The organism is Streptomyces humidus (assembly GCF_014649655.1).
GTDB lineage: Bacteria > Actinomycetota > Actinomycetes > Streptomycetales > Streptomycetaceae > Streptomyces > Streptomyces humidus.
Genome location: NZ_BMTL01000003.1, coordinates 306,030 through 331,546, shown reverse-complemented (window position 1 = coordinate 331,546; position 25,517 = coordinate 306,030). Strand labels below are relative to the sequence as shown.

The following is a 25,517-nucleotide window of genomic DNA, read 5'->3' as shown; positions in this document are numbered from 1 at the left end:
GCTCACGAGGTCGTCAGCTCGCCCGTGTCCACCGCGCGCGTGGCCGTCGCCGCACGCTCGGCGTCGTCGGCGACCTCGGCCGCCGTCAGCACGTACCCCGTCTCGTCGTCGGAGGTGGAGCGCGCGAAGACCACGCCGTAGACCCGGCCCGTCGTGGTCAGCAGCGGACCGCCGGAGTTGCCCGGGCGCACCGTTGAGCGGATCGAGTAGATCTCGCGGGTCACGACGTCGTCGTTGTAGATGTTCCGGCCGGTGGCCTTCACCCGGCCCGCGACCGTGGCCGCCTGCAGGTTCAGATCGCCGTCCTGCGGATAGCCGGCGACCACCGCCGAGTCGCCGCGCGAGGCGGCGTCGTCGAAGCTCAGGACGGGGGCCCGCAGCTGCGGCACATACAGCACGGCCACGTCCCTGTCCGGGTCGAAGAGCACCACGCGCGCGGTGAACGACCGGCCCACGCCGCCGATCCGCACCGTCGGGCGGTCGATGCCCGCCACCACGTGCGCGTTGGTCATCACGTGCTCGCTCGCGTAGACGAAGCCGCTGCCCTCGCGGCCCTGGTCGCCCGAGGCGCCCTCGATCTTCACCGTGCTCCGTCTGGCAGCCTCGGTCGCGCGCGCCGTGACGCTGTCGCCGGTGGGCCTGGCGACCTCGGCCGTCGACTCGTTCTCGAAGGGGTTGAAGACCTGCGGGAACCCCGCCTCGGTCAGCGCCGACGTGGCCCGCGAGAACCAGGTCGGCGTGGTGTCCGGCATGGCGTCCTGCACGGCCCCCAGCAGCCGCGAGTCCCGTATCGACGACGTGACCAACGGCGACGAGGACGCGCCCAGCACGCTCGCCGCCACCCACGCCACGACCAGCACCGCCACCGTGTTCGCCGCCGCCCCGCCGACCCCGTCGGCCACCCGCAGCGGCCCCCGGTCCAGCTCGCGGCGCAGCCGCAGTCCCAGCCGGCCCGCCAGCTCGTGTCCCACCACCGCCGGGACCAGGACCGCGAACACCGCCGTCACCGTCGCCGCCGTGGTTCCCGGCGTCACCAGGTCCATCAGCCACGGCAGGACCCACACGCCGATCACCGCGCCGCCGACGAACCCGGCCAGCGAGACGCATCCGGCCACCAGCCCGCGCCGGTAGCCGGAAGCGGCGTAGGCCAGGACGACCAGCGCCAGCAGGATGTCGAGCAGGTCCACGCGGCCCCCTTTCTCTCAGATCCCCTAGTACGTGCGGGACGGGCCCAGTGATCAGTACCCGTCGCTCACGCGCGCGTGACGGCGGACACCCGCCACCTGCGCGCGCACCTCGTGAACGGCGTGGACCAGGAGGATGGTTCCACCAGGTGGCACAGCACACATCGCGCACGGACCGGAACCGGCCGACAGTGGAGTCATGTGTGCCCTCCGACCGGCAACCCGCGCCGCGCGCGGCGGACGCGGACGGTTCCCGGCGCGGATACCGGGCCCCTTCCTCGTGCTCCTGGGCTGTCTGCCCGGCCTCGCCGCCGTCGCCGCGCTGGGCCTGTGCGCGGGCGGCGTCGAGCACGCCGCCCGCGCCGCGCCGCCCGCCCGGACGGCCGACGCGCGCGCCGCCACCGCCCACCGGGCGGCCCGGCCGCCCATCGTGCCCCGCGCCGCCTGGCTGGACGACCTGACCCGCCACGCGCAGCCGCCCCCGCGCTACGACGACAAGGTCGTCGCCGTCTTCGTCCACCACACCGACTCGCCCAACGGCTACGACTGCGCCGACGCGCCCCGCATCATCCGCTATCTGTACGCAGGCCAGACCGGTGCCAGGGACTGGGACGACATCGGCTACAACTTCCTCGTCGACCGCTGCGGCACCATCTACGAAGGCCGCGCGGGCGGTACGGACCGTCCCGTCACCGGCGCCCACACCCAGGGCTTCAACCACCGCACGGCCGGCATCGCCGCCCTCGGCACGTTCACCTCCGGCGTCCCGGTCCCGCGGGCGATGGTCGACGCGATCGCCGCCCTGACCGCCTGGAAGCTCGGCCTGTCCGGCGTCGACCCACGGGCGGACGCCCGGCTCACCTCCAGCAACAGCCGCAGCCGGTACGCCGCCGGGACCACGGCCGCCTTCCCCGCCCTGGCCGGGCACCGGGACGCCTACATGACCAGCTGCCCCGGCGCCGCGCTCGCCGCGCGCCTCCCCGAGATCCGCCGGGCTGCGGCTCGCCTCCAGGGCAGAACGGCGGCACCGGCGCCCACAGGAGCCCCCGAGACGAACAGCAGCCGCGCACTCCCCGGCGCGCACTCCCCGCAGGTCACTCCTTGAAGCGCTGCCACAGGCGGGGATACCGCTCCGCCAGCGCCGCCTCGTTCTCGAAGTCGACGGGCGTGCCCTCGGGTTCGGCGGGCGGGGGCGGGATGCCGAGGTCCGGGGCGACGTCGCCGGTGAGCCGCTCGTAGGCCTCGTCGGCCGCGTATCCCAGTTCCTCGCCGTCCCCGTCGATCTCCTCGTCGAAGTCGTCCAGCAGATCGGCGAGCGAGTCGGGGTCGCCGTGCAGGGCGCCCTCGAAGACCTCGCGGCCCTGCCCGATGAGCCAGCACCGGAAGAAGTCGAAGGCGTCGTCGCTCGCCCCGTCCAGCAGCAGCCACGCGGCGCCCCACAGATCCCAGCGGTAGGCGCGGTTGTAGCGGGACTCGAAGTGCCGGGCGAAGTCGAGCACGGACTCCGGGTCCAGCCCCAGCAGCCGCTCCACGAGCAGGTCGGCCTGCTCCTCGGGATCGCCCTCGGCGGCCTCGCGGGAGGCGTCCACCAGCTCCCAGAACTCCGTCTCGTCCATCACGCGTCCAGCATCGTGCCTGACCGTGCGGGACGCACCCGGAGTGCCGGGGATTCTCACGCCGGCCGGTACAACTCCGCCAGTCTTGCCGCGTCCTCGGCGAACCGTTCACGCAGGGGCGCCGGGGAGATCACCTCGGCCTCCGCCCCCAGCGCCGTGAGCTGGGCGTGCGCCACGTCCTGCGACTCCACGCCCAGCGTGACCGTCACCCACCCCCGGGCGTCCGCCTCCCCGGCGGCGGCCAGCGCGTCCCTGGCGGCCACCGGGTCCACGGTGTGCGGCAGCGCGCGCATCCCCGCCTCCGACAGCCGCACGACCACCTCGGTCCGCAGGATCGACCGCGCGAAGCGCTCGGCCTGCTCGGCCCAGAACGCGGGGAGGTCGAACTCTTCGTCCCGGCTGAAACGATCCTTCAGGGCCTCGGCGTCGACGAACCGGTCGATCCGGTACGTCCGGAACGCACCGCCGCCGTCGCCCCGCACCCGGGCGCACAGATACCAGACCCCCGCCTTGAGCACGAGCCCGTAAGGCTCCAGCTCCCGATCCGCCTCCCGGTCGCCGCGCCGGTAGCGGGCCCGGACGCACCGGTCGTCCCACACCGCGTCCGCGATCAGCGGCAGCAGCGCCGGCGCCTTCGGCTCCCGGAACCACGCGGGCGCGTCGAGATGGAACCGCTGCGCCGCCGCCCGCGGGGCGTCCTGGAGGGACGGCAGCAGCGCCGCCGAGACCTTCAGCCGCGCGGCCGAGGCGAGGTCCGCCAGCCCCATCTCGCGCAGCGCCCCCGGCACCCCGCTGAGGAACAGCGCCTCGGCCTCACCGCGCCCCAGCCCCGTCAACCGGGTCCGGTACCCGCCGACGAGCCGGTACCCGCCGGCCCGGCCCCGCTCCGCGTAGACCGGCACGCCGGCCTCCGACAGCGCCTGCGCGTCCCGCGTGACCGTACGCTCCGACACCTCCAGCTCCCGGGCCAGCTCGGCGGCGGTCATGGCGGGCCGGGACTGCAGGAGGAGCACCATCTTGATGAGGCGGGCAGCACGCATGCGCCCATGATGCCGGGCCCCGCCGACAACGGGGCGCGACGCCCCCTCCGGCCCGCGCGCGGGGCCGGCGCCGGGCCGCGCCCCGAAGCTCACGGCCGTGAGGCGGTCGAGGGGCGGGTGCGCCGCTCGCCGCGGGCCCGTGACGGCGAAGCGGGTACGGGCCGAAGCCGTACCCCCCCGTGACGCCGCGATCGGCCGGCCGCCTACAGGCCGTACCGCTCGCGGGCCTCCTTCACCGCCGACGCCTTGACCTCGCCGCGGCGGGCGAGCTGCGCCAGTGCCGCCACGACGACCGACTCCGCGTCCACGCCGAAGTGACGGCGGGCCGCCTCGCGGGTGTCGGACAGACCGAAGCCGTCCGCGCCCAGCGAGGACCAGTCCTGCTCGACCCACTGCGCGATCTGGTCCGGCACCTGGCGCATGTAGTCGGAGACCGCGAGCACCGGGCCCTCGGCGCCCTGCAGCGCCCGGCGGACGTACGGCGTCCGCTCCTCGCCGCGCAGGAGGGCCGCGTCGGCCTCCAGCGCGTCGCGGCGCAGCTCGGTCCAGGAGGTCGCGGACCACACGTCGGCGGCCACGCCCCACTCCTCGGCGAGCAGCTTCTGCGCCTTCAGCGTCCAGTGGATCGCCGTGCCCGAGGCCAGCAGCTGGATGCGCGGGGCGTTGGCCGCCGCGATTTCCACGCCGGCCGACTCCGCCGTGTTGAAGCGGTACAGGCCCTTGAGGATGCCCTCGTCCACGCCGGGCGCGGCGGGCTTGGCCGGCTGCGGCATCGGCTCGTTGTAGACGGTGAGGTAGTAGAAGACGTTCTGGTCCTCACCCGGGGCCGCCTCGCCGTACATGCGGCGCAGACCGTCCTTGACGATCGCCGCGATCTCGTACGCGAACGCCGGGTCGTAGCTGAGAGCGGCCGGGTTGGTCGCGGCGATGACCGGCGAGTGGCCGTCGGCGTGCTGGAGGCCCTCGCCCGTCAGGGTCGTCCGGCCGGCCGTCGCGCCGACGAGGAAGCCGCGGCCGAGCTGGTCGCCGAGCTGCCACATCTGGTCGGCCGTGCGCTGCCAGCCGAACATCGAGTAGAAGATGTAGAACGGGATCATCGCCTCGCCGTGCGTCGCGTACGACGTCGATGCGGCGATGAAGTCGGCCATCGAACCGGCCTCGGTGATCCCCTCGTTGAGGATCTGGCCGTTCTCGGCCTCCTTGTAGTACATCAGCTGGTCGCGGTCGACCGGCTCGTACGTCTGGCCCTTGGGGGAGTAGATCCCGAGCGACGGGAACAGGCTCTCCATGCCGAAGGTGCGCGCCTCGTCGGGGACGATGGGCACCCAGCGCTTCCCGGTCTCCTTGTCGCGGACCAGGTCCTTGATCAGGCGGACGAAGGCCATGGTGGTCGCAACGCTCTGCGAGCCGGAGCCCTTGTCGAACGACGCGAACGTCTTGTCGGCCGGGGCCGGCAGCGGTGCGAGGGCGTGCGTGCGGCGGGCCGGCGCGGGACCGCCGAGGGCCGCGCGGCGCTCCTGGAGGTAGCGGACCTCGGGGGCGTCCGCGCCCGGGTGGCCGTAGGGGACGACGCCGTCGATGAACTGCGCGTCGGAGATCGGCAGCTCGAGCAGGTCGCGCATCGCCTTGAACTCGTCCACCGAGAGCTTCTTCATCTGGTGGTTGGCGTTCTTCGACGCGAAGCCCTCGCCGAGGGTGTGACCCTTGACCGTCTGGGCCAGGATGACCGTCGGAGCGCCCTTGAACTCCACGGCCGCCTTGTAGGCCGCGTAGACCTTGCCGGCCTCGTGACCGCCGCGCGAAAGGTGGAAGCACTCCAGGATCTTGTCGTCGCTCAGCAGCTTCGCCATCTCGGCGAGCGCCGGGTCCTTGCCGAAGAAGTCCTGGCGGATGTAGGCCGCGTCGCGCGTCTGGTACGTCTGCACCTGCGCGTCCGGCACCTCGCGCAGCCGGCGCACCAGCGCGCCCGTGGTGTCGAGCTGGAACAGCTCGTCCCAGGCGGAGCCCCACAGCGACTTGATCACGTTCCAGCCGGCGCCGCGGAACTGGGCCTCCAGCTCCTGCACGATCTTGAAGTTGGCGCGGACCGGGCCGTCGAGGCGCTGGAGGTTGCAGTTGATGACGAACGTCAGGTTGTCGAGACCCTCGCGGGCGGCGAGCGCGAGGGCCGCCGTCGACTCGGGCTCGTCCATCTCGCCGTCGCCGAGGAACGCCCACACGTGGGAGGCGGAGACGTCCTTGACGGCACGGTTGGTGAGATAGCGGTTGAAGCGCGCCTGGTAGATGGCGGAGAGCGGGCCGAGACCCATCGACACCGTCGGGAACTCCCACAGCCAGGGCAGCCGCCGCGGGTGCGGGTAGGACGGGAGGCCCGCGCCGCCCGCCTCCTGGCGGAAGTTGTCCAGGTGCTGCTCGGTCAGCCGGCCGTCGAGGAAGGCGCGGGCGTAGATGCCGGGGGAGGCGTGGCCCTGGATGTAGAGCTGGTCGCCCGAGCCGTCGGCCTCCTTGCCCCGGAAGAAGTGGTTGAAGCCGGTCTCGTAGAGCCAGGCCGCGGAGGCGAAGGTGGCGATGTGGCCGCCGACGCCGTGTTTGCTGCCGCGGGTGACCATCGCGGCCGCGTTCCAGCGGTTCCACGCGGTGATCCTGCGCTCCATCTCCGGGTCGCCGGGCGCGGACGGCTCGGCGGCGGTGGGGATGGTGTTGACGTAGTCCGTCTCGAGCAGCTTGGGCAGCGCGATGCCGTTGCCCTCGGCCCGCTCCAGCGTGCGGCGCATCAGGTACGCGGCACGGTGCGGCCCGGCCGCCTTGGCGACCGCGTCCAGGGAGGCCTGCCATTCGGCGGTCTCCTCCGGATCCCGGTCGGGGAGCTGGTCGAGCGCGCTCGGCTGGATGGCCTGGGGGTCGGTCATGTCGCCGCCTTCCTCAGTCGAAGGGGGTTCCCTGTGAGGTGTTTCGGGGGGGTGCCCTTGGTCTTTGGCAGGACAGGGCGTGGGGCGCTGGTGCGACGCCGGTGTGCGGCTCCGCCAGCGGCCCGTCGGTGACTGTAACCCCCTGATCGATGATCGATCAAAGGGTCGAAGGGCAAAACCTCGCGATTACGGGAAAGTCGGCACGGGGTGCCTTACGGTCAGGCACCCCGTGCCGCCGTTTTGGGCTGTTTCCGCAGGTGAGCGTCATTACGCTCGACTGTGGCAGCGGCGCTCAGGGGCGCGGCGCGCAGCCCAGCACGTGCGCCTTCACCAGGTCCGCGATGCGCGGATCCCGCCGCCGGAACGCCTGCACCAGCTCGTCGTGCTCCTCCGCGTACGACTGCTGCACGGTTCCGAGCCACCGGATGGACAGCGCCGTGAAGACCTCGATGCCGAGGCCCTCCCAGGTGTGCAGCAGCACGGAGTTCCCGGCCGCGCGCACCAGCTCCCGGTGGAAGCCGACGGTGTGCCGCACCTGGGCCGTGCCGTCGGAGACGCGGTCGGCCTCGTAGAGGGCGGCGACGTGCGGCTCGAGCGCGGAGCAGTCCTCGGCCAGCGCCGGGGCCGCCAGCTCCGCGGCGATCGCCTCCAGACCGGCCCGCACCGGATAGCTCTCCTCCAGATCGGCCGCCGTCAGATTGCGCACCCGCACGCCCTTGTTCGGGGCGGACTCGATCAGCCGCAGCGACTCCAGCTCGCGCAGCGCCTCCCGCACCGGTGTCTGGCTCACTTCCAGCTCGGTGGCGATCCGCCGCTCCACGATCCGCTCGCCCGGCTGCCAGCGCCCGCTGACGATCCCCTCCACGATGTGCTCGCGGATCTGTTCGCGCAGCGAGTGGACGACGGGCGCGGTCATGAGAGCTCCTTCGAGCAGGGGCCGCCCATCGGCCCCGAGGCGTTGACGCTTAGACAATACGGCCGAGGACCCGTGGAGGAGAGGCGCGCGGGGGCGCTTTTACGCAGGTGAGACGAGCCTTACACACCCCTGCGGCGAGAGCCCGTCGACTGCGGGGCGAGGCCCAGCCGTGCGACGCCGGACGGCGCGGACGCGGTCCGACGGCCGAGGAACCGCGCGCGGTGCGTGGCCGACGAGGGCCGGCTCCTCGGGGCCGATGCCGCCGTGCGGGGCCCGTGTCCAGGCGCGCCGCGGTGGGAGGGCGTCGGCCGACGGCGACGGTCGACGGCTCGAAGGCGGCCCGTCCGCCGTCGGGGGAGCGGGCGCCGGAACGGACAGCGGAGCGCCCCCGCCCGGAGAGTTCCGGACGGGGGCGCCCCGTGTACGACCCCTGGATCACAGGCCGAGCTCGACCTCGAACTCGCCGGCTTCCAGGATCGCCTTGACCGCGGTCAGGTAACGGGCCGCGTCGGCGCCGTCCACCAGACGGTGGTCGTAGGACAGGGTCAGGTACGTCATGTCGCGGACGCCGATGACCGTGCCCTCCTCCGTCTCGATGACGGCCGGACGCTTGACCGTGGCGCCGATGCCGAGGATCGCGACCTGGTTCGGCGGCACGATGATCGTGTCGAACAGCGCGCCGCGCGAGCCGGTGTTGCTGATGGTGAAGGTCGCGCCGGACAGCTCGTCCGGGGTGATCTTGTTGGCCCGGACCTTGCCCGCCAGGTCGGCCGTGGCCTTCGCGATGCCGGCGATGTTCAGGTCGCCCGCGTGCTTGATGACCGGGGTCATCAGGCCCTTCTCGGAGTCCACCGCGATACCGATGCTCTCGGTGTCGAAGTAGGTGATCGTGCCCTCGTCCACGTTGATCCGGGCGTTGACGGCCGGGTGGGCCTTCAGCGCCTGGGCCGCCGCCTTCACGAAGAACGGCATCGGGGACAGCTTGACGCCCTCACGGGCGGCGAAGGAGTCCTTCGCCTGCGCGCGGAGCCTCATCAGGCGGGTGATGTCGACCTCGACGACCGAGGACAGCTGCGCCTGCTCGTGCAGCGCCTTGACCATGTTGTCGCCGATGACCTTGCGGATGCGGGGCATCTTGACGGTCTGACCGCGCAGCGGGGAGGCCTCCAGCGTGGGGGCCTTCTTCGCGGCGGCCGGGGCGGCGGCGGGAGCCGGAGCGGCCGCGGCGGCCTTCGCGGCCTCGGCGGCGGCGAGGACGTCCTGCTTGCGGATGCGGCCGCCGACGCCGGAGCCCTTGACGGAGCCCAGGTCGACGCCGTTCTCGGCGGCGAGCTTGCGCACCAGCGGGGTCACGTACGCACCCTCGTCGCTCGCCTGCGCGGCCGCGGCAGGGGCGGCGGCGGGAGCCGGGGTGACCGGAGCCGGAGCAGCCGGCGCGGGCGCGGCAGGGGCGGCGGCGACCGGGGCGGGCGCGGCAGGGGCGGCGGCGACCGGGGCGGGCGCCGGAGCAGCCGGGGCCGGAGCCGGGGCGGCGGGAGCCGGAGCTGCCGGAGCGGGCGCCGGGGCCTCGGCGGCGGGCGCCGGGGCCGGAGCGGCGGGGGCCGGGGCAGCGGCCGGAGCGGCGCCCGGGGCGCCGATGACGGCCAGCTTGGCGCCGACCTCGGCGGTCTCGTCCTCGCCGACGGTGATCTCCAGCAGCACGCCCGAGGTGGGCGCCGGGATCTCGGTGTCGACCTTGTCGGTGGAGACCTCGAGCAGCGGCTCGTCGGCCTCGACCGAGTCGCCGACCGACTTCAGCCAGCGGGTGACGGTGCCCTCGGTGACGGACTCGCCGAGCGCGGGCAGGACCACGTCCGTGCCCTCGGCGGAGCCGCCGCCGGCGGCGGCCTCGGGAGTGGGCGCCGGGGCCGGGGCCGCCTGCTCGGTGGACGGCTGGGCGGCCGGGGCCGGCTCGGGGGCCGGCTCTGTGGCCTCAGCCACAGGCGGGGGGGCGTCAGCCGCACCGGTGCCGTCGTCGATCACGGCCAGCTCGGCGCCGACCTCGACCGTCTCGTCCTCGGCGACCTTGATGGAGGCCAGGATGCCGGCTGCGGGGGAGGGGATCTCGGTGTCGACCTTGTCGGTCGACACCTCGAGCAGGGGCTCGTCGGCCTCGACGCGCTCACCCTCGGCCTTCAGCCAGCGGGTGACGGTGCCCTCGGTGACGCTCTCGCCGAGCGCCGGAAGGGTTACGGAAACCGCCATGGTTTCGGTTGCTCCTTACGAGTTGCGGAAGTCTGGGTCGTCGCTTCGACGTGTCTCGACCGAGGGTCAGTCGTGCGAGTGCAGCGGCTTGCCCGCCAGGGCCAGGTGGGCCTCGCCGAGCGCCTCGTTCTGCGTCGGGTGGGCGTGGACGAGCTGCGCGACCTCGGCGGGCAGCGCCTCCCAGTTGTAGATCAGCTGGGCCTCGCCGACCTGCTCGCCCATGCGGTCGCCGACCATGTGGACGCCGACCACCGCGCCGTCCTTCACCTGGACGAGCTTGATCTCGCCCGAGGTGTTGAGGATCTTGCTCTTGCCGTTGCCCGCGAGGTTGTACTTCAGAGCGACGACCTTGTCCGCGCCGTAGATCTCCTTGGCCTTGGCCTCGGTGATGCCCACGGAGGCGACCTCGGGGTGGCAGTACGTCACCCGCGGAACGCCGTCGTAGTCGATCGGGACGGTCTTCAGGCCGGCCAGACGCTCCGCCACCAGCATGCCCTCGGCGAAGCCGACGTGCGCGAGCTGGAGCGTCGGCACCAGGTCGCCGACCGCGGAGATCGTCGGGACGTTGGTGCGCATGTACTCGTCGACCAGGACGTAGCCGCGGTCCATGGCGACGCCCTGCTCCTCGTAGCCCAGACCCGCGGAGACGGGCCCGCGGCCGACCGCGACCAGCAGGACCTCGGCCTCGAACTCCTTGCCGTCGGCCAGGACGACCTTGACGCCGTCGGCGGTGTACTCGGCCTTCGAGAAGAAGGTGCCCAGGTTGAACTTGATGCCGCGCTTGCGGAACGCGCGCTCGAGAAGCTTGGAGGAGTTCTCGTCCTCGACCGGGACGAGGTGCTTGAGGCCCTCGACGACCGTCACGTCGGCGCCGAAGGACTTCCACGCCGAGGCGAACTCGACGCCGATGACGCCGCCGCCCAGGATGATCGCCGACTTCGGCACGCGGTCCAGGACGAGGGCGTGGTCCGAGGAGATGATCCGGTCGCCGTCGATCTCCAGGCCCGGCAGCGACTTCGGCACGGAGCCGGTCGCCAGCAGCACGTGACGGCCCTGGACGCGCTGTCCGTTCACGTCGACGGAGGTCGGGGAGGACAGCCGGCCCTCACCCTCGATGTACGTCACCTTGCGGGAGGCGATCAGCCCCTGCAGGCCCTTGTACAGGCCGGAGACGACGCCGTCCTTGTACTTGTGGACCGCGGGGACGTCGATGCCCTCGAAGGTGGCCTTGACGCCGAACTGCTCGCTCTCGCGGGCCTGGTCGGCGATCTCGCCCGCGTGCAGCAGGGCCTTGGTGGGGATGCAACCCCGGTGCAGGCAGGTGCCGCCGACCTTGTCCTTCTCGATCAGGGCGACGTCCAGGCCCAGCTGCGCCCCGCGCAGGGCCGCGGCGTAACCGCCACTACCACCGCCGAGGATCACTAGGTCGAAAACGGTGCTGGCGTCGTTCGCCACGTCACGTCCTCCATGCATGTGCGCCACGCCGGTCTCCAGTGACCGGTCGGCGGCTGGTGTCCGGCCGCTCTGTACGGCCCTGTGGTGGGGGCCCTGTCCTGCCGAGCCCCATCCTCGCACTTGTCGGAGCCCGACGAGACACGGGGCCGGGGTGTGAGACGTCCCACGTTCGGACGAGCGTCCCGAGCGGGCGGGGGGCTGTCCCGGTATGCGGCTCCGCCGCGTGGGCGCGACCGGCTCCCACGCGGCGGAGCCGCACGTACGACGCGACGCCGATCGTCAGGCGAACGTCATCCGAGATCGCCGGAGGCCGTCAGCTCGGCCAGCCGCACGAGCGTCCGCACCGCGGTGCCGGTGCCGCCCTTGGGGGTGTACCCGAAGGGGCCGCCCTCGTTGAACGCCGGCCCGGCGATGTCCAGGTGGGCCCAGGTGACGCCCTCGCCCACGAACTCGCGCAGGAAGAGACCGGCCACCAGCCCGCCGCCCATCCGCTCGCCCATGTTGGCGATGTCGGCGACGGTGGAGTCCATGCCCTTGCGCAGGTGCTCCGGCAGCGGCATCGGCCACGCCGGCTCACCGACCTCCTCGGCGGCCTCGTGCACCGCCGAGCGGAACGCGTCGTCGTTGGCCATGATGCCGAAGGTGCGGCTGCCCAGCGCCAGCATCATCGCGCCGGTCAGGGTCGCGACGTCGACGATCGCGTCCGGCTTCTCCGCGGAGGCCGCCCACAGCGCGTCCGCGAGGACCAGCCTGCCCTCGGCGTCCGTGTTGAGGACCTCGACGGTCTTGCCGCTGTACATGCGCAGCACGTCGCCCGGGCGCGTGGCGGAGCCCGACGGCATGTTCTCGGCGAGCGCCAGCCATCCGGTGACGTTCACCTCCAGGCCGAGCCGCGCGGCCGCGACGACCGCGGCGAAGACCGCCGCCGCCCCGCTCATGTCGCACTTCATCGTCTCGTTGTGCCCGGCCGGCTTCAGCGAGATGCCGCCCGAGTCGTAGGTGATGCCCTTGCCGACGAAGGCGAGGTGCTTCTTCGCCTTCGAGGAGGTGTACGACAGCTTCACCAGGCGCGGGGCGGAGGCCGAGCCGGCGCCGACGCCGAGGATGCCGCCGTAGCCGCCCTTGACGAGGGCCTTCTCGTCGAGCACCTGGATCTTGATGCCGTGCTCCTTGGCCGCCGTCTGGGCGAGAGCGGCGAACGCCTCGGGGTCGAGGTCGTTGGGCGGCATGTTGATCAGGTCGCGGGCGCGGTTGAGCTCCTCGCCCACGGTGGCGGCGCGGGCGAGCGCGGCCTTGTGCGCGGCGTCGCGCGGCTTCCCGCCGAGGAGGACGGCCTCGGCGAGCGGCGCCTTGTCGTTCTTGGCCTTGGCGTCGCCGTCGCGCGCGGTCTGCTTGTACGCGTCGAAGGAGTACGCGCCGAGCACCACGCCCTCGCCGACCGCGCCGATGTCGGCGGCGTCGGTCACCGGCAGGGCGAAGGCGGCCTTCTTGGCGCCGGTGAGGGCGCGGGCTGCCGAGCCCGCCGCCCTGCGCAGCGCCTCGGCGTCGAAAGCGGCGTCCTTCTCGGGCTCGGAGCCCAGCCCCACCGCGAGCACGAGCGGCGTCTTGAAGCCGGCCGGGGCGGGCAGCTTCGTCACCTCGCCCTCGGCGCCCGAAGCCCCGAGGGTTTCCAGAACGCCGGCGAGCCGGCCGTCGAACGCCTTGTCGACGGCTTCGGCGCCCGGGGCGACGATCAGGTCCCCGGACCTGGGGGCTGTGCCCTTGGCGACACCGATCACGATCGCGTCGGCCCGCAGGCCGGGCGCCGCGGCGGTGCTGAGAGTGAGAGCAGTCACGGTGGTGAAATCTCGCTTCCGATGTGGAGTTGCTGTGGTCGGAGGGTGTGGGTCGACCGGGCCCAGGGCCGACCCTAGATCCGGGTCGTGGGCGCGGTCGCATCCGGGGTGTGCCTCACCGGCGCGGCGGACCGGCGGAGCGAACCCGGAACGAGCGTACGCGTGCGGGTGCGTTCGCTCATGCACGCGAGTGTTCACCCGTCGGCGGCGTCGTGGCCACTTGCCGGCCCGAGCCCGCGGTGAAACGGCGTGTAGTAGTCGTTCTCGTGCCGTTCCGGGCTGCCGGCGTCGCGGTACCGCCGGGGTGACCGCCGCCGCGCCGTTCGGCGCGGGGATGAGCGATCATCGTCCGGGTACGCCGCCGCCCAACCTGGAGTCCGTCCGGTGAGACGCCCGACCGTCCTGCTGCCCCTTCTCGTCCTGCTGCTCGCGGGCTGCTCCGCCGCCCCCGACGACGGACCGCGCAAGGGCCCGGCAGCCACGCACCCGGCGGCGGGCGGTCCGTCGGGCGGCGGTTCGTCGGGCGGCGCGTGGTGGCGACCGGCCCCCGGCGTCGGCTGGCAGTGGCAGCTCAGCGGCCGGCTGGACACCTCCGTCGACGCGCCGGTCTACGACATCGACGGCTTCGACCACGACGCGGCCACGGTGGCCGGCCTGCACGACGACGGCCGCAAGGTCGTCTGCTACCTCTCCACCGGTGCCTGGGAGGACTGGCGGCCCGACGCGAAGAAGTTCCCCGCGTCGGTGATCGGCGAGGGCAACGGCTGGAAGGGCGAGCGCTGGCTCGACATCCGCAGGGTCGACGTCCTGGAACCGCTGCTGGCGGCCCGCCTCGACATGTGCCGCGACAAGGGTTTCGACGCCGTCGAGCCGGACAACATGGACGGCTACCGGAACACCACGGGCTTCCCGCTCGAGGCCGCCGACCAGCTGCGCTACAACCGCCTGGTCGCCCGCCTCGCCCATGAGCGCGGCATGTCCGTCGGCCTGAAGAACGACCTCGACCAGATCCCCGCCCTCGTCGGCGACTTCGACTTCGCGGTGAACGAACAGTGCGCCCAGTACGGCGAGTGCGCGGAACTGACCCCCTTCATCGACGCGGGCAAGGCCGTCTTCCACGTCGAGTACGAACTGCCCACGAAGGCCTTCTGCGCCGACTCCCGCCGCCTGAAGCTGAGTTCGCTGCTGAAGAAGTACGAACTGGGAGCGTGGCGCGAAGCCTGCTGACGGGCGGTCAGGCCCCCAACCGGCTCCGGGGGAAAGGCCCTAGCGCCCCAGGCAGAGCACGATCAGAGCGGTCGTCGCCGCCGTCTCCGCCAGGCCGCCGAAGACGTCCCCGGTGACCCCGCCGAACCGGCGCGTGCAGTGCCGCAGGAGGAGTTCGGCGGCGACGACGGCGGCGAGGACCGCCAGCACCGGCCCCACGGCGTCGTACGGTTCGAAAGGGGCCCCCGCGGCCCCCGCCCCGGCCGTTCCCGGTCCGATCAGGACGACGGCCCCGCTCCCGTACGGCCCCCACCAGCCCCCGGCGCCCGCCGCGGCCAGCGCGACCAGGCCGGCGGCGAGGACCGCGCCGCGCACCGGCACCACCCCCGCCACCGCGGCGCCCAGCCCCTCCGGCCGTGCGGGCGGCACCCCGTCGCGGGCGGCCAGGGTCAACGCCAGACGGGCGGCGACGGCCGAGACCACGGCGGCCAGCGCGCCCAGGGCCCACGAACTGTCGTAGAGCTGCGACAGCGCGGCCACCTGGGCCAGCAGCACCAGAACGAGGGTGAGCACGCCGAAGGGGCCGATGTCCGACTGCTTCATGATCCGCAGCGCGTCCTCGGCGGGCTTCCCGCTGCCCAGGCCGTCCGCGGTGTCGGCCAGCCCGTCCAGGTGCAGCCCGCGGGTGAGGACGGCGGGCACGGCGGCGGAGGCGACGGCGGCCAGCAGCGGGCTCGCGCCCAGCCGGAGCAGCAGCAGCCCGAGCCCGGCCGCGCAGCCGCCGACCACCAGCCCGACCAGGGGCGCGCTCAGCATGCCCCCCCGCGCGGCCGCACGGTCCCAGCGGGTCACCCTGACCGGGAGCGCGGTCAGGGTCCCGAACGCGAAGCGGAGGCCGTCGAGGGGCGAGGTCGTGGACACGGCGGCAGACTAGCCCGGACGCCGCAGCCGTGAGGCAGCCCGCCCCGGCGCCCGCGAGACTGACGGCATGGGGCACTGGCTGCAGCGCAACGTCGTCGAACCGGGCAAGCTGCCCCTGCTCCTCGCGCTGACGGCGTTCGTGCTCACCTTCCTGATCACCCGGGTCATCACCCGGCTGATCCGGGCCGGCAAGGGCCCCTTCGGCAACATCAGCTCCGGCGGCGTGCACATCCACCACGTGGTGCCGGGCGTCGTCCTGACCGTCGCGGGCGGCTTCGGCGCGGTGGCCAGCGGGCAGTACGGCTTCGGCTCGAGCGCCTGCGCGGTGGTCTTCGGCATCGGGACGGGGCTCGTCCTCGACGAGTTCGCGCTGATCCTGCACCTGGACGACGTGTACTGGACGGAGGCGGGCCGCAAGAGCGTGGAAGCCGTGGTCCTGACGGCTGCGCTGGGCGGACTGCTCCTGGTGGGCTTCGCGCCCTTCGGCGTCAACAACATGAGCCAGGAGGAACTCGACAACCGCGGAAGCGTCCTCGCGACCGTCGCGGTCAACCTCCTCTTCTCGGTGGCCGTGCTGACCAAGGGCAAGCTCACGACGGCCGTCTTCAGCGTCTTCGTGCCCTTCCTGGGCCTGATCGGCCTCGTCCGGCTGGCCCGGCCCGGCTCGCCGTGGGCCCGCCGGTTCTACCGGCGCCGCCCCCGCGCGCGGGCGAGGGCGACGCTGCGCGCCTACCGGCACGACCGGCGCTGGGCCCGCCCGCGCCGGCTGGTGGGGGACTGGCTGGGCGGCAAGACGGACGCGGAACTCACCGCCTCCGCCGGGCGGCGCTGACGCCGGCGCGCCTGCGCGGCCCCGCACAGCGCCAGGACCGCGACGATGGCCGCCAGATGCTCCTTGCCCGCCAGATTGCCCTTCAGGGCGACCTCGACGGCCATCACGACGATCACCGCGGCCGCCGTCGCGTACGCGCGATGGCGCCAGCCCAGGAACACCGCGAGGCCGACCACCGCCGCCGACGGGCCGGTGTCCACCACCAGGGCGTCGGAAGGGGGCAGCCCGAAGGGGCCGTGCGGACCGAGGGCGATGCCCACGCGCGCGTACAGCGTCCCGGCGAGGGTGGCGGCGTAGGCGATGACGAGGGTCCGCCACCAGCCCAGACACAGCTCCGCGATCCCGAACACCACCAGGATCTGCGCCAGGGCGCCCCACACCGGCAGGTCCAGCGCGGGGACGAACAGCGACAACGGGGTCCGCAGCAGGGCGACCCCCAGGGGGTCCTCGGCCCGCACCGCCCCGAGGTCCTGGACCGGCTGGTAACCCCACGGCTGGTTCTGCACGATCTGGGTCGCCGACGTCAGGCACACCGCCGCCAGGGTCATCGGGGCCGCCCGCCACCGCCGCGCCTTCAGCGGCTCGCGCGCGGCCGTGTACAACGGCCCCCACTCGGCCCGGGCCCAGCGGACGATCCGACTCACCGACGGTTCCCCGGACGCCTGCGGCGCAGCCATTGCGGCAGCCCCGGCGTCTCCAGGAACCCCTCCGCCCGCGCGGCCGCCACACCGATCCGGGGCAGGTCCGCGCTCTTCTCGAAGAGCAGGAACCTCGGTTCCCAGATGGGCCGGTACTTGGCGTTCGCGCGGTACAGCGACTCGATCTGCCACCAGCGTGAGAAGAAGCCGAGCAGGGACCGCCACAGCCTCAGCACCGGCCCGGCGCCGAGCCGCCCGCCCCGCTCGAACACGGAGCGGAACACCGCGAAGTTCAGCGAGACCTGCGTGACCCGGATCCCCTCGGCCCCCCGGTCCTCGCCGGCCCCCCGGTCCTCGCCGTCCCACCGGCCCTCGCCGTCCTTCCGGCTCTCCTCGCCGTTCCGGGCCAGCCGGAGCAACTCGATGATCATGAACTCGATCAGTCCGTTGTCGCAGGCGCGGTCCCGGCGCATCAGGTCGAGGGACAGCCCGTGCGGCCCCCACGGCACGAACGAGAGCAGCGCCCGCGGCTCGCCCCCGGCGTCGGCGCACTCCAGCATCACGCAGCGCCCGTCGCGCGGGTCCCCGAGCCGGCCCAGCGCCATGCTGAACCCGCGCTCGGCGGCTCCGTCCCGCCAGTCGTCGGCGCGTCGCACCAGGGAGGCCATCTCGTCGGCCGGGATGTCCTCGTGCCGGCGGACGCGCACGGTGTACCCGGCCCGCCGCACCCGGTTGCAGGCCTGCCGGACGGTCCGCATGGCGCGCCCCTCCAGGGTGAACTCGGCGACGTCGACGATCGCCTCGTCGCCGAGTTCCAGCGCGTCCAGCCCGTGCCGGGCGTACACCGTCCCGGCCTCCTCGCTCGCCCCCATCACCGCCGGGATCCAGCCGTGCGCCCGCGCCTCGGCGAGCCACGGCTCGATGGCCCCGGGCCAGGCCTCCGGATCGCCGAGCGGATCCCCGGAGGCCAGCGACACCCCGCCCAGCACGCGGTAGGCGACGGCCGCCTTCCCGGTCGGCGACCAGCGCACGCTCTTCTCCCGGCGCAGCGCGAAGTATCCGAGCGAGTCCCGCTCGCCGTGCCGGTCGAGAAGCTCCCGCAACCGCTTCTCGTCGTCCTCGGTGAGCGGGTCGACGGCCCGCCGGGAGCGGAAGGCGGCGTACAGGACCGCGAGGACGAGCACGGTGCTCAGCACGTTGACGCCGACGTCCACCCAGGTGGGAGGGGCGATCCCGGCGACGCGGTAGTCGTCCGCGGTGACGGAGACGAGCCGCAGCGCGCCGTAGCGCCAGCGCTCGAGGAAGGTGGACGGCGCGGACGACCGGTCGGTCGCCGTCACCAGCAGCGCGGCCAGCAGCGACGCGGCCAGCAGCCCGCCTGCCCCGACGGCCGCGGCGAGCTTCGGGTTGGACCGGTCGCCCTTCGCGTAGAACTCCCGCCGCCCGGCGACCAGCGCGGCCACGAAGGCGGCGGTCAGCGCGAGCGAGACCCAGTTCTGGGGACGGCGCCGGATCTCCGGGAACGCCATGGCCAGGGCGAACAGGCCGAGGAACGCCCCGCTCAGACAGAGGTTCAGGATCCATGCGGCCCGTTTGCGCCGCCGCATGGTGACGGCCAGGAACGCGGTGAAGGCCCCCGACGCGAACCCGGCGGTGAGCAGGTACGGCGTGAAGAGGTCCTCCTGGTTGTGCCGCCGCACGTCCTGCCCCAGGGAGACCCACACCGCACTGAGGAAGTTGACGAACGCGACGGCCCGCAGGTACCAGACGGCGAAGGCGGCGGCGCCCCGGGAGTTGCCCATGATCGGTGATCATATGGGTGCACTTCCGGGAAACAGCTCTTTTGTAGCTGCCTGTCCTGCCTGTCCCTTTTGGTGCGCTGTCCTACTCGGCCGCGGATCCCTCCACGGTAGCGTCGGCCCCGCCGTCGGCCCCGCCGTCGGCGCCCTCGTCGCCCGCGTGGTCCTCGCCGGCCTTCTCGTCGGCCGCCTCGGGCTTCTCCGGCAGCTCCGCGGCCAGCGCGGCCGCGGCCTGCACCAACGGCAGCGCGAGCAGCGCCCCCGCGCCCTCCCCGAGCGTCACGCCCTGGTCCAGCAGCGGTTCCAGAGCCATCCGATCGAGTGCCTTCGCCTGCCCCGGTTCACCGCTCTTGTGGCCGGCCAGCCACCAGTCGGGCGCCCGGAAGGCGACCCGCTGCCCGACGAGCGCGCACGCGGCCGCCACGACCCCGTCCAGGACCACCGGCAACTTCCGCACCGCGCACTGGAGCAGAAAACCCGTCATGGCCGCGAGGTCGGCGCCGCCCACCGTCGCCAGCAGTTGCAGCTGGTCCCCGAGCACCGGCCGCGCCCGCCTGAGCGCGTCCCGGATCGCGGCGCACTTGCGCATCCACGCCAGGTCGTCGATCGCCTCGCCGCCACGCCCGGTCACCACGGACGCGTCGGTCCCGCACAGCGCGGCGACCAGCACGCCCGCGGCCGTCGTCCCGCCCACGCTGACGTCGCCGAGCACGACCAGATCCGTGCCGGAGTCCGCCTCCTCGTCCGCGACGGCCACGCCCGCCAGGAAGGCGGCCTCGGCCTCCGGGAGCGTCAGCGCGTCCTCGACGTCGATACGACCGCTGCCACGCCGCACCCGGTGCCGCACGACGTCCGGCGGGAACGCGTCCGGTTCGCAGTCCAGCGCCATGTCCACCACCCGCACCGGCACGCCGAGCCGACGGGCGAGCACGGACACCGGACGGCCGCCCTCCAGGACCTCCCGCACCGACTCCGCGGCGCTGCCCGCGGGCCGGGCGGAGACGCCGAGCCCGGCGACGCCGTGGTCGCCGGCGAACAGCACCACCCGCGGCCGATCGATCGGCCGCACCGGCGACGAGCCCTGCGCCGCCGCCAGCCACTCACCCAGGTCGTCCAGGCGCCCCAGCGAGCCGGGCGGCACGATCTGACGCTCCCGGCGCGCCTCTGCGTCACGGCGTGTCCCGCCGTCGGGGCGCTCGATCAGATCGGTGAAGTCGTCGAGATTAAGCGAGCTCATTCGCCGAACAGTACCGGCACCGATCGAACGGTTCCGCGCCCCGTCGCCACCACACCGGCGCGACGTCGTTGCACCCCGCACCGGTATCCCATACGTTCGCTTTTTGCCGTATATCGACGCTCGTCGCGCGCCCACGCGCCTGCTCCACCCCTCTCCCGTCCCGTCCCGTCCCCCCGCCCCCGCCCCCGCGCCCCGGAGCCGCTCATGCCTCTCAGGCCCGTCCACGAGCCGCGCCGCGACGACTGCCCCTGGTGCGGCTCCAAGCGCCTGCGCACCCGGCTGCGCGCACCGGATCTGCGCCTGCGCCGACCCGGCACGTTCGTCGTCGACGAGTGCCGGGACTGCGCGCACTCCTTCCAGAACCCGTGTCTGACCCCCGAGGGTCTGGAGCTCTACGCCGCCGAGGAGAACCGGCCCGCCGACCGCAGACGCCTGGAGTCCACCGCCCGGACCATGCTGCGCTTTCCCGAGCCGGAGAGCTGGCTGGACGTCGGGACGGGGGACGCGCTCTTCCCCGCGGCGGCCCGGCGACTGTTCGCCTACACGGCGTTCGACGGGGTCGACCCGACCCCGAGGGCGGAGCGGGCGAGGGCCGCGGGCCGGCTCGACGAGGCCCACGTGGGGCCGTTGACGTCCCCTCGGATCCTGGCCGGGCTGCGGGGCCGTTACGACGTGGTCAGCATGCTCCACCACCTGGAGCACACCCGGGATCCCCGAGAGGAGCTCGCGGCGGCGCTGACGGCCCTGCGTCCCGGCGGCCACCTGCTGCTCGAACTCCCGGACCCCGCCAGCGCGTCCGCGCGCGTCCTCGGCAAGTGGTGGCACTCCTACGACCAGCCCCGCCACCTCCATCTGATCCCCCTGGCCAACCTCCGGGCCGAACTGGTGGCGCGGGGCTGCGAGATCGTCGTCACGGACCGCAGGGCCGCGCACGCCCCGCGGGACCTGGCGGCCGCCGCCGCGCTCTTCGCCCGGCGCACCCGCCTGCCCCGGGCGGCCGGATCCCTGACCGCCCCGGCCGCGGCCCTCGACCACCTCCTGGCCCCGGCCCTGCGCCGCACCCGCTTCTCCAACGCCTACCGGATCGTCGCGCGCCGCGCCTGAGCCGGCCGGGCCCCGTCCTCACCCGCGGAGCACCAGCGCCTGCCCCGCGACCACCAGCACGACCTGCTCGCACTCGTCCGCGACCGCCGCGTTCAACCGCCCCAGCTCGTCCCGGTAACGCCGCCCCGACGCCGTCGCCGGCACGATCCCCGAACCCACCTCGTTGGACACCAGCACCACCGTCCGCCGGGCCGAGCGCACCGCCCCCGCCAACTCCGCCACGTGCGAACGCAGTGCGCGCTCGCCGCCGTCCGCCCACACCGCGTCGTCCCACGCCCCGACCCGGTCCATGACGTCCGCCAGCCACAGCGACAGACAGTCGATCAGCAGCGGCGCCCCCTCCTGGGCCAGCAGCGGCGCCAGGTCGCAGGTCTCCGTCGTCCGCCACGACCCCGGCCGCCGCTCCCGGTGCGCGGCCACCCGCGAGGCCCACTCGGCGTCGCCGCCCCGGGCGCCTCCGGTGGCGACGTACAGCACGCCGGGGAAGGACTCCAACCGCCGCTCGGCCTCCACCGACTTCCCCGACCGGGCCCCGCCCAGCACCATCGTCCGCCGTGGCACGTCCGGCACGTCCGCCGCCTCGTCGGACGCCCCCATCGTCAGCGTCGACCCGTCCGGCACCGCCCGCGCGCCCGCCGCCGCGAGGCGCCGCCGCAACTCCGCGCCCGGCGCCACGTCGTGGTCCAGATGCACGGCGACCACGTCCGTGGCCGTTCCCACCGCGCCCACCGCACGCAGCCTCGCCAGCCCGTCCGGCCGTCCCACCACGTCCAGGAGGACCATGTCGTAGCGCTCGGCCGGCTCCGAGCCCTCCTCCAGGCCGGCCGGCGCGCCGCCGGGCGGCAGATACAGCAGCCGCTGCCCGTCGGGGCCCGTCACCGCGTACCCCGTGCCCGGCGCGTCCATCGCCACCGCCCGCACCCGGTGCCCCGTCGGCAGCGACACGTGCCCTCCGTCCGACGCCCGGGCGGGCTGCGGCAGCCCGGGCGGCACCTCCACCAGTGGCCCGTCGTGCGGGTGCGTCAGCAGGACCCGACCCACCCCGCCCAGCGAACGCCCCGCCCGTGCGGCCGCGAACGCAGCCCCCGGAGTCAGATCGAGCAACAGGGCCCCGTCCAGGAGCAACGCGGTCGCCGCGCGCGCGTGCGCGCCGAGCGAGGTCGCGCACACCGCGCAGGAGCAGTCGGGGCGGGGCAGGCCCGCCGGGGCGCCGGTACCGAGCAGAGTGACTTCCACGAACCTGATTTTCGCGCGTCCGACCAGGTCTTGCGCATCCGGCTAGGCTGCGGAGCAGAAGCCGGACCTCGATCCGGCTTCTGCTCTGCACGTGGTCACAGCTGGGAGGCGTACATGGCGGCATGGGCGTGGCGGTTCGAGAAGGCCGACGGGACGGAGGTCCAACCCGCGGTACAGCCCGAGGAGTTCACCACGCAGGGAGACGCCGAGTCCTGGATCGGGGAAGTCTGGAAGGACCTTCTCGAAGGCGGCGCCGACCAGGTCCGGCTCTTCGAGGACTCCACCGAGATCTACGGTCCGATGAGCCTGCAGGCCAACGAGGCGTAGGACTTCCCGTCCGGACCGGGCCGGAACAGGCTCGCCCACCTCGCCCGGTCCGGACGAACGGCCCTTCGACGAACGGCCTCTGACGAACGCTCGTGGCCAGGCACAGGCCCGGCCGGACGCCGGTCACCCCGCCCGCCGTTCACCCGGACGGGCGCGGCGCACGCCGACGCGCGCAGCGCGCCCAGGGCGTGCGCTCAGCCGCGCACGCCGCACAGATGCAGCAGTGCCGCCACCTGACGGTAGGGATCGGTGCGCCCGGCCCGCTCCTCGGCGGCCAGCAGGTCCTCGACGTCGTCGGGGATCTCCGCCGTGTCCGGGGCCGTATCCGTGAAGACCCTTACGCCGTACCAGGCCTGCAGCGGCGCCCCGATCCCGGCGAGGGCGTCCGTCAGCGTCGCCAGCCGGTCCGCCCGTACGTCCAGACCGAGCCGGTTGCGATAGGAGACGGTGTCGAACGCGCCCAGCGCGCCCTGCCAGTCCCCGGAGACGCCCGGCCGCATGGCCAGCGCGTCCGCGTTGCGCACCAGCAGCGACAGCAGTCCGCCGGGGGCCAGCATCCTGGCGAGCCCCGCGAGCAGGGCGTCCGGCTCCTCGACGTACATGAGCACGCCGTGGCACAGCACCACGTCGAAGCTGCCGGGCAGGAAGTGCACCCCGGTGTCGCGGCCGTCGCCCTCGATGATCCGCATCCGGTCCCGGATGCCCTCGGGCTCCCCGGACAGCGCCTCCCGGGCCGCGGCGATCATCGTCGCGTCCTGTTCGAGACCGGTCACCTGATGCCCGAGCCGGGCCAGCCGCAGCGCCTGCGTGCCCTGGCCCATGCCCACGTCGAGCACCCGCAGCCGCTGACCGACCGGGTAACGCCCCGCTATCTGCTCGTCGAGCTGCCGGGCCACCAGCTCCTGACGTACGACGTCACGCAGCCCGCCCAGCCTGCTGAGCCACGCCTTGGCCGCACCCCCGGAGAAAGCCGCAGTGCTCAGAGCTGCGCTCCACGCTTGACCTGGGGCTTCGGCAGCCGGAGGCGGCGCATCTGCAGCGAGCGCATGAGCGCGTACGCCACCGCGCCCCGGCGGTTCTGCCCCTCGAAGCGCTCGGCCAGCCGCTTGCGCAGCCGGAAGCCGGTGACGAGCGAGTCCAGCACGATCAGCACGATCACGACCAGCCACAGCAGCAGCGCGATGGTCTGCAGCGAGCCCACCCGCACCACGCTCAGCACGAGGATGACCACGGCCATCGGCAGGAAGAACTCCGCCACGTTGAACCGCGCGTCGATGAAGTCGCGCGCGAACTTGCGGACCGGCCCCTTGTCACGGGCCGGCAGATACCGCTCGTCCCCGCCGGCGAGCGCCTGACGCTGCCGGTCCATCTGGGCGCGGCGCTCGTCGCGCTGGCGCTTGGCCGCGTCCTTGCGCGACATCGACGTGTTGGCGACGCTGCGGCGCTGGGACTGGGCCTCACTGCGCTTGGGCGTGGGCCGACCCTTCTTCGCCTGGGGGTCGCGGGGCTGCTTGGAGTCGGTCACCACCGCGTCGGCGGGGGCCTTCTCTTCCTTGGCACGGCTACGGAACACAAAACCCAAGGGTAAGCGCTCCCGGGCATGGACCCCAGCCCGGACGGGAACGATCCGGCAACACCGGTCGTCTGGACAAGGGACAGACCGGTCGAGAAACGAGGAAGCGGGGGCACAGCGTGACCTACTGCTCACCCTGAGAGTCACCTACTCCTCACGCCGGAGCAGGGGGCCCGGCCAGTCGTCCTTGGGGAGGAGCGCATCCGCCCCCGAACAGTGCGTCAATGGATGCAGGGCCCGTACTGTGGGTTCTGTCGCAGACCTGAGAGCCGGAGTCCGTCAGAAGGGGGCGCGCGAAGCCCATGAGCGGTGTCATGAAGCGTATGGGGATGATCTTCCGCGCGAAGGCGAACAAGGCCCTTGACCGGGCCGAGGACCCGCGCGAAACCCTCGACTACTCGTATCAGAAACAACTGGAGCTCCTGCAGAAGGTCCGCCGGGGCGTCGCCGACGTCGCGACCTCGCGCAAGCGCCTGGAGCTGCAGCTCAACCAGTTGCAGTCGCAGTCCACCAAGCTGGAGGACCAGGGCCGCAAGGCCCTCGCCCTCGGCCGCGAGGACCTCGCCCGTGAGGCGCTCTCCCGCCGGGCCGCGCTCCAGCAGCAGGTCACCGACCTCGAGACGCAGCACTCCACGCTCCAGGGCGAGGAGGAGAAGCTCACGCTCGCGGCGCAGCGCCTCCAGGCGAAGGTGGACGCCTTCCGTACGAAGAAGGAGACCATCAAGGCCACGTACACCGCCGCCCAGGCCCAGACCCGCATCGGCGAGGCCTTCTCCGGCATCTCCGAGGAGATGGGCGACGTCGGGCTGGCCATCCAGCGCGCCGAGGACAAGACCGCCCAGCTCCAGGCCCGGGCCGGCGCCCTCGACGAGCTCATGGCCTCCGGCGCCCTCGACGACCCGACCGGCATCGCCAAGGACGACCTCCAGGCCGAGCTGGACCGGCTGTCAGGTGGTACGGATGTGGAGCTGGAACTGCAGCGCATGAAGGCGGAGCTCGCCGGGGGCTCGTCCTCCGGACAGCAGGCCATCGAGGGCGGCACGAGCCCGTCGCAGTCCCAGCAGCAGCCGCAGGACACCCCGCGCTTCGACAAGCAGTAGCCCTGGGCCGGGGCCCCGAGCCGAGGAGGGCGACGTGATCGTACGGATCATGGGGGAGGGCCAGTGGAAGCTGGCCGACTCCCACTTCGTCGAACTGAACAAGCTCGACGACGAGCTGCTCGCGGAGATGGAGAGCGGCGACGAGGAGGGCTTCCAGCGCACCCTCGGCGGCCTCCTGGACGCCGTCCGCCGTCTCGGCGAGCCCCTTGCGGACGACGCCCTGGAACCCTCCGAGCTCATCCTCCCGTCCCCGGACGCGAGCCTGGCGGAAGTCCGGGAGATGCTGAGCGGCAACGGCCTGATCCCCGGGTGAGCAGGCCGCCCGGGGCGGCTCCCCGAGGCGGC

Annotated in this window: 22 protein-coding genes; 7 read left to right on the top strand and 15 right to left on the bottom strand. The window is 73.5% G+C overall.

The window, feature by feature from the left end; translation table 11 throughout:
- Positions 1 to 2 precede the first annotated feature (2 nt).
- Positions 3 to 1,187, bottom strand: coding sequence for a MarP family serine protease (locus tag IE239_RS04935; protein WP_190148004.1), 1,185 nt, complete (start codon positions 1,185 to 1,187; stop codon positions 3 to 5).
- A 277-nt stretch (positions 1,188 to 1,464) separates the two neighbouring features.
- Between IE239_RS04935 and IE239_RS04930 the strand changes: the two genes are divergently transcribed.
- Positions 1,465 to 2,289: a peptidoglycan recognition protein family protein gene (locus tag IE239_RS04930; RefSeq protein ID WP_229877803.1), complete on the top strand. Its 825-nt coding sequence runs from the start codon at positions 1,465 to 1,467 to the stop codon at positions 2,287 to 2,289.
- On the opposite strand, the gene IE239_RS04925 is transcribed toward IE239_RS04930, so the two are convergent.
- The 7 genes from IE239_RS04925 to IE239_RS04895 form a co-directional block, all read right to left on the bottom strand.
- Entirely contained in the window at positions 2,279 to 2,800 is a 522-nt protein-coding gene (locus IE239_RS04925) for a DUF4240 domain-containing protein (RefSeq protein WP_190148053.1), read from the bottom strand. The genes IE239_RS04930 and IE239_RS04925 overlap by 11 nt on opposite strands.
- Before the next feature lie 56 nt (positions 2,801 to 2,856).
- Complete coding sequence (locus IE239_RS04920) at positions 2,857 to 3,840, bottom strand: helix-turn-helix transcriptional regulator (RefSeq protein ID WP_190148002.1); 984 nt, start codon at positions 3,838 to 3,840, stop codon at positions 2,857 to 2,859.
- Between the two features lie 203 nt (positions 3,841 to 4,043).
- Complete coding sequence (aceE, locus tag IE239_RS04915; RefSeq protein WP_190148001.1) at positions 4,044 to 6,749, bottom strand: pyruvate dehydrogenase (acetyl-transferring), homodimeric type; 2,706 nt, start codon at positions 6,747 to 6,749, stop codon at positions 4,044 to 4,046.
- Positions 6,750 to 7,041: 292 nt separating this feature from the next.
- Positions 7,042 to 7,665 (bottom strand): GntR family transcriptional regulator, encoded by a 624-nt coding sequence (locus IE239_RS04910; protein ID WP_190148000.1) that lies wholly within the window; start codon positions 7,663 to 7,665, stop codon positions 7,042 to 7,044.
- Positions 7,666 to 8,100: 435 nt separating this feature from the next.
- Positions 8,101 to 9,909, bottom strand: coding sequence for a 2-oxoglutarate dehydrogenase, E2 component, dihydrolipoamide succinyltransferase (gene sucB, locus IE239_RS04905; protein ID WP_190147999.1), 1,809 nt, complete (start codon positions 9,907 to 9,909; stop codon positions 8,101 to 8,103).
- Between the two features lie 66 nt (positions 9,910 to 9,975).
- On the bottom strand, positions 9,976 to 11,364 hold the full coding sequence (gene lpdA / locus IE239_RS04900) for a dihydrolipoyl dehydrogenase (protein WP_190147998.1): 1,389 nt from the start codon (positions 11,362 to 11,364) through the stop codon (positions 9,976 to 9,978).
- Between the two features lie 290 nt (positions 11,365 to 11,654).
- Positions 11,655 to 13,199, bottom strand: a complete 1,545-nt coding sequence (locus IE239_RS04895) for a leucyl aminopeptidase (RefSeq protein ID WP_190147997.1) — start codon at positions 13,197 to 13,199, stop codon at positions 11,655 to 11,657.
- A 384-nt stretch (positions 13,200 to 13,583) separates the two neighbouring features.
- Between IE239_RS04895 and IE239_RS04890 the strand changes: the two genes are divergently transcribed.
- A complete protein-coding gene (locus IE239_RS04890) occupies positions 13,584 to 14,426 on the top strand; it encodes an endo alpha-1,4 polygalactosaminidase (RefSeq protein ID WP_190147996.1) in 843 nt (280 codons plus the stop codon).
- A 39-nt stretch (positions 14,427 to 14,465) separates the two neighbouring features.
- Here IE239_RS04890 and IE239_RS04885 read toward each other — a convergent pair whose 3' ends face one another.
- Entirely contained in the window at positions 14,466 to 15,326 is an 861-nt protein-coding gene (locus IE239_RS04885) for an adenosylcobinamide-GDP ribazoletransferase (RefSeq protein ID WP_190147995.1), read from the bottom strand.
- 67 nt (positions 15,327 to 15,393) lie between these two features.
- On the opposite strand from IE239_RS04885, the gene IE239_RS04880 reads away from it, so the two are divergent.
- Positions 15,394 to 16,158: a hypothetical protein gene (locus IE239_RS04880; protein ID WP_190147994.1), complete on the top strand. Its 765-nt coding sequence runs from the start codon at positions 15,394 to 15,396 to the stop codon at positions 16,156 to 16,158.
- Here the strand turns inward: IE239_RS04880 and IE239_RS04875 are convergent.
- The 3 genes from IE239_RS04875 to cobT form a co-directional block, all read right to left on the bottom strand.
- On the bottom strand, positions 16,056 to 16,835 hold the full coding sequence (locus IE239_RS04875) for a hypothetical protein (RefSeq protein WP_373308054.1): 780 nt from the start codon (positions 16,833 to 16,835) through the stop codon (positions 16,056 to 16,058). The two genes, IE239_RS04880 and IE239_RS04875, sit on opposite strands and share 103 nt — an antisense overlap.
- Entirely contained in the window at positions 16,799 to 18,598 is a 1,800-nt protein-coding gene (locus IE239_RS04870; protein WP_190147992.1) for a phosphatidylglycerol lysyltransferase domain-containing protein, read from the bottom strand. Before IE239_RS04870 ends, IE239_RS04875 begins: the two co-directional genes overlap by 37 nt.
- 82 nt (positions 18,599 to 18,680) lie before the next feature.
- The gene (gene cobT / locus IE239_RS04865) at positions 18,681 to 19,832 is read right to left on the bottom strand and encodes a nicotinate-nucleotide--dimethylbenzimidazole phosphoribosyltransferase (protein ID WP_190147991.1); all 1,152 of its coding nucleotides are present in this window, start codon (positions 19,830 to 19,832) and stop codon (positions 18,681 to 18,683) included.
- A gap of 204 nt (positions 19,833 to 20,036) precedes the next feature.
- Between cobT and IE239_RS04860 the strand changes: the two genes are divergently transcribed.
- The gene (locus tag IE239_RS04860) at positions 20,037 to 20,936 is read left to right on the top strand and encodes a class I SAM-dependent methyltransferase (protein ID WP_190147990.1); all 900 of its coding nucleotides are present in this window, start codon (positions 20,037 to 20,039) and stop codon (positions 20,934 to 20,936) included.
- An 18-nt stretch (positions 20,937 to 20,954) separates the two neighbouring features.
- Here the strand turns inward: IE239_RS04860 and IE239_RS04855 are convergent, their stop codons facing one another.
- Positions 20,955 to 22,172: a bifunctional adenosylcobinamide kinase/adenosylcobinamide-phosphate guanylyltransferase gene (locus IE239_RS04855; RefSeq protein WP_190147989.1), complete on the bottom strand. Its 1,218-nt coding sequence runs from the start codon at positions 22,170 to 22,172 to the stop codon at positions 20,955 to 20,957.
- A 114-nt stretch (positions 22,173 to 22,286) separates the two neighbouring features.
- Between IE239_RS04855 and IE239_RS04850 the strand changes: the two genes are divergently transcribed.
- Positions 22,287 to 22,499 carry a hypothetical protein gene (locus tag IE239_RS04850; protein ID WP_190147988.1) on the top strand — a complete coding sequence of 71 codons (213 nt, stop codon included), beginning with the start codon at positions 22,287 to 22,289 and terminating at the stop codon, positions 22,497 to 22,499.
- 194 nt (positions 22,500 to 22,693) lie between these two features.
- On the opposite strand, the gene IE239_RS04845 is transcribed toward IE239_RS04850, so the two are convergent.
- Positions 22,694 to 23,395 (bottom strand): methyltransferase domain-containing protein, encoded by a 702-nt coding sequence (locus IE239_RS04845; RefSeq protein ID WP_190147987.1) that lies wholly within the window; start codon positions 23,393 to 23,395, stop codon positions 22,694 to 22,696.
- Positions 23,396 to 23,478: 83 nt separating this feature from the next.
- Entirely contained in the window at positions 23,479 to 24,072 is a 594-nt protein-coding gene (locus tag IE239_RS04840; RefSeq protein WP_190147986.1) for a DUF3043 domain-containing protein, read from the bottom strand.
- A gap of 302 nt (positions 24,073 to 24,374) precedes the next feature.
- On the opposite strand from IE239_RS04840, the gene IE239_RS04835 reads away from it, so the two are divergent.
- A complete protein-coding gene (locus tag IE239_RS04835; RefSeq protein WP_190147985.1) occupies positions 24,375 to 25,172 on the top strand; it encodes a PspA/IM30 family protein in 798 nt (265 codons plus the stop codon).
- Positions 25,173 to 25,206: 34 nt separating this feature from the next.
- Positions 25,207 to 25,485 (top strand): PspA-associated protein PspAA, encoded by a 279-nt coding sequence (gene pspAA / locus IE239_RS04830; RefSeq protein ID WP_190147984.1) that lies wholly within the window; start codon positions 25,207 to 25,209, stop codon positions 25,483 to 25,485.
- The last annotated feature ends 32 nt before the right edge of the window (positions 25,486 to 25,517 follow it).

What these genes read in the sequence shown, in the direction of transcription:
- IE239_RS04870 (WP_190147992.1), bottom strand. Translation starts at nt 18,598, where the DNA reads ATGGGCAACTCCCGGGGCGCCGCCGCCTTCGCCGTCTGGTACCTGCGG.
- IE239_RS04835 (WP_190147985.1), top strand. Translation starts at nt 24,375, where the DNA reads ATGAGCGGTGTCATGAAGCGTATGGGGATGATCTTCCGCGCGAAGGCG.
- IE239_RS04880 (WP_190147994.1), top strand. Translation starts at nt 15,394, where the DNA reads ATGGGGCACTGGCTGCAGCGCAACGTCGTCGAACCGGGCAAGCTGCCC.
- IE239_RS04875 (WP_373308054.1), bottom strand. Translation starts at nt 16,835, where the DNA reads ATGGCTGCGCCGCAGGCGTCCGGGGAACCGTCGGTGAGTCGGATCGTC.
- aceE (WP_190148001.1), bottom strand. Translation starts at nt 6,749, where the DNA reads ATGACCGACCCCCAGGCCATCCAGCCGAGCGCGCTCGACCAGCTCCCC.
- IE239_RS04920 (WP_190148002.1), bottom strand. Translation starts at nt 3,840, where the DNA reads ATGCGTGCTGCCCGCCTCATCAAGATGGTGCTCCTCCTGCAGTCCCGG.
- cobT (WP_190147991.1), bottom strand. Translation starts at nt 19,832, where the DNA reads ATGAGCTCGCTTAATCTCGACGACTTCACCGATCTGATCGAGCGCCCC.
- IE239_RS04925 (WP_190148053.1), bottom strand. Translation starts at nt 2,800, where the DNA reads ATGGACGAGACGGAGTTCTGGGAGCTGGTGGACGCCTCCCGCGAGGCC.
- IE239_RS04910 (WP_190148000.1), bottom strand. Translation starts at nt 7,665, where the DNA reads ATGACCGCGCCCGTCGTCCACTCGCTGCGCGAACAGATCCGCGAGCAC.
- sucB (WP_190147999.1), bottom strand. Translation starts at nt 9,909, where the DNA reads ATGGCGGTTTCCGTAACCCTTCCGGCGCTCGGCGAGAGCGTCACCGAG.
- IE239_RS04860 (WP_190147990.1), top strand. Translation starts at nt 20,037, where the DNA reads ATGCCTCTCAGGCCCGTCCACGAGCCGCGCCGCGACGACTGCCCCTGG.
- IE239_RS04850 (WP_190147988.1), top strand. Translation starts at nt 22,287, where the DNA reads ATGGCGGCATGGGCGTGGCGGTTCGAGAAGGCCGACGGGACGGAGGTC.